We start from the raw sequence: 5,654 nt of genomic DNA, 5'->3' as shown, positions 1-5,654 counted from the left end.
AGGTGCGCGCGCACCTCCTGCCGCTGCTGGACGAGCTGACCCACGACGACGACCCGTATCTGCTGCTGGAGTCGACGGCCGGCCAGGGCGCCTCCCTGTGTTCGCGGACCTGGGACTTCGGCCCGTACTTCGAGGCGCTCGACGCCCACCCGAAGCTCGGCGTCTGCCTGGACACCTGCCACATCTTCGCGGCGGGCCACGACCTGACCGGGCCCGACGGCATGCACCGGACGCTGGACCTGCTGGTGGACACCGTCGGCGAGGGCCGGCTGAAACTGATCCACGCAAACGACTCCAAGGACGTCGTCGGCGCCCACAAGGACCGTCACGAGAACATCGGCTCCGGGCACATCGGCGAGGACCCGTTCCGCGCGCTGATGACCCACCCCGCCACCGAGGGCGTCCCCCTGGTCATCGAGACCCCCGGCGGCAAGGAGGGCCACGCGGCGGACGTGGAACGCCTGAAGAAGCTCCGCGACGGCTGAGACGGCGAGGCGCCGGGCCCGGTCAGAGCTCGGGCCCCTCCCCCGGTCCCTCCTGGTAGGAGTAGCGCTGCTCGCGCCACGGGTCGCCGATGTTGTGGTAGCCGCGCTCCTCCCAGAAGCCCCGCCGGTCGGCGGTCATGTACTCGATGCCCCGGACCCACTTGGGGCCCTTCCAGGCGTAGAGGTGCGGCACGACGAGCCGCAGGGGGAAGCCGTGCTCGGCGGTGAGCAGTTCGCCGTCCTTGTGGGTGGCGAAGATCGTGCGGTCCGAGGCGAAGTCGCTGAGCCTGAGGTTGGAGCTGAAGCCGTACTCGGCCCACACCATCACATGGGTGACCTCGGCGGCCGGCGGCACGATCTCCAGGATCGTCCGGGCGGGGATGCCGCCCCACTCCGCGCCGACCATGCTGAACTTCGTCACGCAGTGCAGATCGGCCACGACCGAGGCGTACGGCAGCGCGGTGAACTCGTCGTGGGTCCAGCTCCGCTTCTCGCCGTCGGCGGTGGCGCCGAAGACCCGGAAGTCCCACCGCTCGGGGCGGAACTTGGGTACAGGGCCGTAGTGCGTAACCGGCCAGCCGCGCTGGAGTCGCTGTCCCGGCGGAAGCTGCGGCTGTGCCGCGTTCTCAGATGCGCGATCTCCCGACTCGCGTCCCACCGGCTGACCCATGACTCCATCCTGACAGACCCCGAGTGGTGCACATGACCAGCCCCCACCCGACTCGGACAAAACGAACTAAGGCTGGGCTAACTTACTAAGCTTGCACTTACTGGACGATCTTCGATGCCGGTGCAATCATCGCGGCGCAACCTCCCAGTTCCCCGCTTGGAAGGAGCCTTTGCGATGCAGGGCGACCCCGAGGTCATCGAATTCCTCAACGAGCAGCTGACGGCCGAGCTGACCGCGATCAACCAGTACTTCCTGCACGCGAAGATGCAGGAGAACTTCGGCTGGACGAAGCTCGCGAAGTACACCCGGCACGAGTCGTTCGACGAGATGAAGCACGCGGAGGTCCTCACCGACCGGATCCTGTTCCTGGACGGCCTGCCGAACTACCAGCGGCTGTTCCACGTCCGCGTGGGCCAGACGGTGAAGGAGATGTTCGAGGCGGACCGGCAGATCGAGGTCGAGGCGATCGACCGCCTCAAGCGCGGCATCGAGGTGATGCGGGCCAAGGGCGATGTGACGTCCGCGAACATCTTCGAGTCGATCCTCGCCGACGAGGAGCACCACATCGACTACCTGGACACGCAGCTGGAGTTGCTGGAGAAGCTCGGTGAGGCGCTGTACATCGCACAGCTGATCGAACAGCCGGAGAGCTGATTCCCGCGTCGAGGGGCCGTAGCGGACGGACTAGGCGGCTTCCTCGAGCTCCCGCACCTCGGAGAAGGCGGGCTGCCCCTGGTCGGCCGACTCACGGCGTGGGCACGCGCCCCTGCCCAGGATCGCCTGGATACGGCGGACGCACGAACCGCAGTCCGTACCCGCCTTGCAGGCCGACGCGATCTGGCGAGGGGTGCAGGCACCGTCCGCCGCGTGCTTCTTGACCTGCTGCTCGGTGACACCGAAGCAACTGCAGACGAACACGCGGTTCACCTCCCGCCGGGATCGATACGTAGCGCCCCCCCGAACGATGATCGGTGAGGCTAACCTAACCTTACCCGGCGGCCAGGGAGCACAAAAGTGGAGTGGGGCGCGGATCGTATGTGATCCGCGCCCCACTCCCCTGTGTGGTCACACCCGCACTAGTCGCGGTACAGCTCCGCGACCAGGAAGGCCAGGTCGAGGGACTGGCTGCGGTTGAGCCGGGGGTCGCAGGCGGTCTCGTAGCGCTGGTGCAGATCGTCGACGAAGATCTCGTCGCCGCCGCCCACGCACTCGGTGACGTCGTCACCGGTGAGCTCCACGTGGATGCCGCCCGGGTGGGTGCCCAGGGCCTTGTGGACCTCGAAGAAGCCCTTGACCTCGTCGAGCACGTCGTCGAAGCGGCGGGTCTTGTGCCCGGAGGCCGCCTCGAAGGTGTTGCCGTGCATCGGGTCGGTCACCCAGGCCACGGTCGCGCCGGACGCGGTGACCTTCTCGACCAGCTCGGGCAGCTTGTCGCGGACCTTGTCCGCGCCCATGCGCACGATGAAGGTGAGACGGCCGGGCTCGCGCTCCGGGTCGAGGCGCTCGATGTACTGCAGCGCGTCCTCGGCCGTGGTCGTCGGGCCGAGCTTGATCCCGATCGGGTTGCGGATCTTCGAGGCGAACTCGATGTGCGCGTGGTCCAGCTGCCGGGTGCGCTCACCGATCCACACCATGTGGGCGGAGACGTCGTACAGCTGCCCCGTGCGCGAGTCGACGCGGGTCAGCGCCGACTCGTAGTCGAGCAGCAGCGCCTCGTGCGAGGAGAAGAACTCGACGGTGCGGAACTCCTCCGGGTCGGTCCCGCAGGCGTGCATGAAGTTCAGCGCGTTGTCGATCTCGCGGGCGAGCTGCTCGTAGCGCTGACCGGACGGGGACGACTTCACGAAGTCCTGGTTCCAGGCGTGGACCTGGCGCAGGTCGGCGTAACCGCCGGTGGTGAAGGCGCGGACCAGGTTCAGCGTGGAGGCGGAGGCGTGGTACATCCGCTTCAGGCGCTCGGGGTCCGGGATGCGGGCGGCCTCGTTGAAGTCGAAGCCGTTGACCGAGTCGCCGCGGTACGTCGGCAGGGTCACGCCGTCGCGGGTCTCGGTGCCCTTGGAGCGGGGCTTGGAGTACTGCCCGGCGATGCGGCCGACCTTCACGACGGGCACGGAGGCCGCGTACGTGAGGACGGCGCCCATCTGGAGCAGCGTCTTCAGCTTGTTGCGGATGTGGTCCGCCGAGACGGCGTCGAAGGCCTCGGCGCAGTCGCCGCCCTGGAGGAGGAACGCCTCTCCCTTGGCGACGGACGCCATCCGGGCGCGCAGCTGGTCGCACTCGCCCGCGAAGACGAGCGGCGGATACGACTCGAGCTCCGCAACGACTGCGCGCAGAGCCTCGGTGTCGGGGTACTCGGGCTGCTGCGCCGCGGGCAGGTCTCGCCAGGTGTTGCCAGCGCTCGCGCTGGACTTAGCGTTCACGGTCACGACGTCCACATTACGGGGTCATGTCGGGCGTCCATTCCCCTGCTCATCAAGTGAGACGAACCCCGCTCGATCGGGACGGGACCCGCGGGCGCGGCCCGTGGCGCCACCCGACCGCCTCCGGTAGGGTGCGGCGCATGTTCGCGCACAGCAACCAGAACTGGTGGTGGACCGCTCATCCGGCGGCCCACTGACTGCGCGTACGCACGACTTCGCGAAGGCCGCCCGAGGGGCGGCCTTCCGTGTTTCCACCACCGGGTCGTCCCTCCTCGACCACCGCACTGATCACGCTCCGATCAGCCACGAGGAGAACCCGATGGACCTGGCTCGACTCCTGCACGACCCCCGACCCTTCGCGCTGCTGCGCCGCCGCACCCCCGGCCTCGACCACGACACGGTGGAGGTGCTGATCGGCCCGGTCACCACCTGCGAGCGGCTCGCCGACCTCCCCGACGAGGGGCTGGCCCTCGTCCCGTTCCGGCAGATCCGCGAACGCGGCTTCGACGTCCGCGACGACGGCACGCCCCTGTCGGTGCTCGTGCCGGAGGAGTCGTACGCACTTCCGCTGGAGCGGGCGCTGGCCGAGCTGCCCGCGCACGACGTGCGGGTCGAGGGCGGCGGTTTCGACGTCGGCGACGAGGAGTACGCGGAGATCGTCGGCCGGGTGCTGCGCGAGGAGATCGGTCGGGGCGAGGGCGCGAACTTCGTGATCCGGCGGACGTACGAGGGTGATGTCCCGGGCTTCGGCCGGGCCGACGCGCTGGCGCTGTTCCGGCGGCTGCTGGAGGGCGAGCGGGGCGCGTACTGGACGTTCGTGGTGCACACCGGTGACAGGACCCTCGTCGGCGCGAGCCCCGAGGTGCACGTCCGGATGTCCGGCGGGACCGTCGTGATGAACCCGATCAGTGGCACGTACCGCTATCCGGTCGGCGGACCGACACCGGAGGACCTGCTGGAGTTCCTCTCCGACGGCAAGGAGATCGAGGAGCTCTCGATGGTCGTCGACGAGGAGCTGAAGATGATGTGCACGGTCGGCGACATGGGCGGGGTGGTGATCGGGCCCCGGCTGAAGGAGATGGCGCACCTCGCGCACACCGAGTACGAGCTGCGCGGACGCTCCTCGCTGGACGTGCGGGACGTCCTGCGGGAGACCATGTTCGCGGCGACCGTCACCGGGTCGCCCGTGCAGAACGCCTGCCGGGTCATCGAGCGGCACGAGGTGGGTGGTCGCGGGTACTACGCGGGGGCCCTCGCGCTGCTGGGCCGGGACGAGGGCGGCGCGCAGACCCTGGACTCGCCGATCCTGATCCGGACCGCCGACATCGCGGGCGACGGCCGGCTGCGGGTGCCGGTCGGCGCCACGCTCGTCCGGGGCTCCGATCCGGCGGGCGAGGTCGCCGAGACCCACGCCAAGGCGGCCGGGGTGCTGGCGGCGCTCGGGGTGCGGCCCGGGCGGCCGGAGCGGGAGCGGGTGCGGCCGGGGCTCGCGGAGGACCCCCGGGTGCGGGCGGCGCTGGACGGACGGCGCTCCTCGCTGGCGCCGTTCTGGCTGCGGATGCAGGACCGCACGGCCGAGCTGACCGGGCACGCGCTGGTGGTGGACGCGGAGGACACCTTCACCGCGATGCTGGCGCACCTGCTGCGGTCGTCGGGGCTGGAGGTGACGGTACGGCGGTACGACGAGCCGGGGCTGCGGGAAACCGTGCTCGGGCACGCCGGGGTCGTCGTGCTGGGGCCGGGACCCGGGGACCCCGGGGACGCGGACGACCCCAAGATGCGGTTCCTGCGGGAGCTGACCGCGGAGGTGCTCCGGGACCACCCTTACGGGGTGCTCGGGGTGTGTCTCGGGCATGAGCTGATCGCGGCGGAGCTGGGGCTGGAGATCGTGCGCAAGGAGGTGCCGTACCAGGGGGCGCAGACCTCGATCGACCTGTTCGGGCGGGAGGAGGTCGTCGGCTTCTACAACAGCTTCGTGGCGCGCTGCGACGACGGGGCGGCCGGGGAGCTGGCCGCGCACGGGGTGGAGGTCAGCCGCAGCGCGACCGGGGAGGTGCACGCGCTGCGGCTGACCTCCAC

General features: G+C 70.0%; 7 protein-coding genes. 4 read left to right on the top strand and 3 right to left on the bottom strand.

Going from position 1 to position 5,654, the window contains the following annotated elements:
- Nucleotides 1–485, top strand: a 485-nt coding sequence (locus tag AOK15_RS27860; protein ID WP_157870387.1) for a deoxyribonuclease IV, incomplete at its 5' end; no start/stop codon positions are given.
- 22 nt (nt 486–507) lie between these two features.
- On the opposite strand, the gene AOK15_RS27855 is transcribed toward AOK15_RS27860, so the two are convergent.
- A complete protein-coding gene (locus tag AOK15_RS27855; protein ID WP_055521110.1) occupies nt 508–1,155 on the bottom strand; it encodes a sulfite oxidase-like oxidoreductase in 648 nt (215 codons plus the stop codon).
- Nucleotides 1,156–1,329: 174 nt separating this feature from the next.
- Here AOK15_RS27855 and bfr point away from each other — a divergent pair, with 174 nt between their 5' ends.
- The gene (gene bfr, locus AOK15_RS27850) at nt 1,330–1,809 is read left to right on the top strand and encodes a bacterioferritin (RefSeq protein ID WP_055521109.1); all 480 of its coding nucleotides are present in this window, start codon (nt 1,330–1,332) and stop codon (nt 1,807–1,809) included.
- A 30-nt stretch (nt 1,810–1,839) separates the two neighbouring features.
- Here the strand turns inward: bfr and AOK15_RS27845 are convergent, their stop codons facing one another.
- On the bottom strand, nt 1,840–2,082 hold the full coding sequence (locus AOK15_RS27845; RefSeq protein WP_055521108.1) for a (2Fe-2S)-binding protein: 243 nt from the start codon (nt 2,080–2,082) through the stop codon (nt 1,840–1,842).
- Between the two features lie 149 nt (nt 2,083–2,231).
- Complete coding sequence (locus tag AOK15_RS27840) at nt 2,232–3,581, bottom strand: class II 3-deoxy-7-phosphoheptulonate synthase (RefSeq protein WP_055521111.1); 1,350 nt, start codon at nt 3,579–3,581, stop codon at nt 2,232–2,234.
- 20 nt (nt 3,582–3,601) lie between these two features.
- Between AOK15_RS27840 and AOK15_RS48895 the strand changes: the two genes are divergently transcribed.
- Nucleotides 3,602–3,772, top strand: a complete 171-nt coding sequence (locus AOK15_RS48895) for a trp operon leader peptide (protein ID WP_079058746.1) — start codon at nt 3,602–3,604, stop codon at nt 3,770–3,772.
- 122 nt (nt 3,773–3,894) lie between these two features.
- On the top strand, nt 3,895–5,654 hold a 1,760-nt coding region (locus AOK15_RS27835), incomplete at its 3' end, for an anthranilate synthase family protein (protein ID WP_055521107.1).

The sequence above is a fragment of the Streptomyces ossamyceticus genome (genome assembly GCF_001418475.1).
In the GTDB taxonomy this organism is placed as follows: Bacteria; Actinomycetota; Actinomycetes; order Streptomycetales; family Streptomycetaceae; genus Streptomyces; species Streptomyces ossamyceticus.
The sequence above is the reverse complement of the archived record's forward strand: the minus strand, read 5'-3'. Positions and strand labels throughout refer to the sequence as shown.

Excerpts from the sequence above, each read along its gene's own strand:
- AOK15_RS27855 (WP_055521110.1), bottom strand. The coding sequence starts at position 1,155 with ATGGGTCAGCCGGTGGGACGCGAGTCGGGAGATCGCGCATCTGAGAAC.
- bfr (WP_055521109.1), top strand. The coding sequence starts at position 1,330 with ATGCAGGGCGACCCCGAGGTCATCGAATTCCTCAACGAGCAGCTGACG.
- AOK15_RS48895 (WP_079058746.1), top strand. The coding sequence starts at position 3,602 with ATGTCGGGCGTCCATTCCCCTGCTCATCAAGTGAGACGAACCCCGCTC.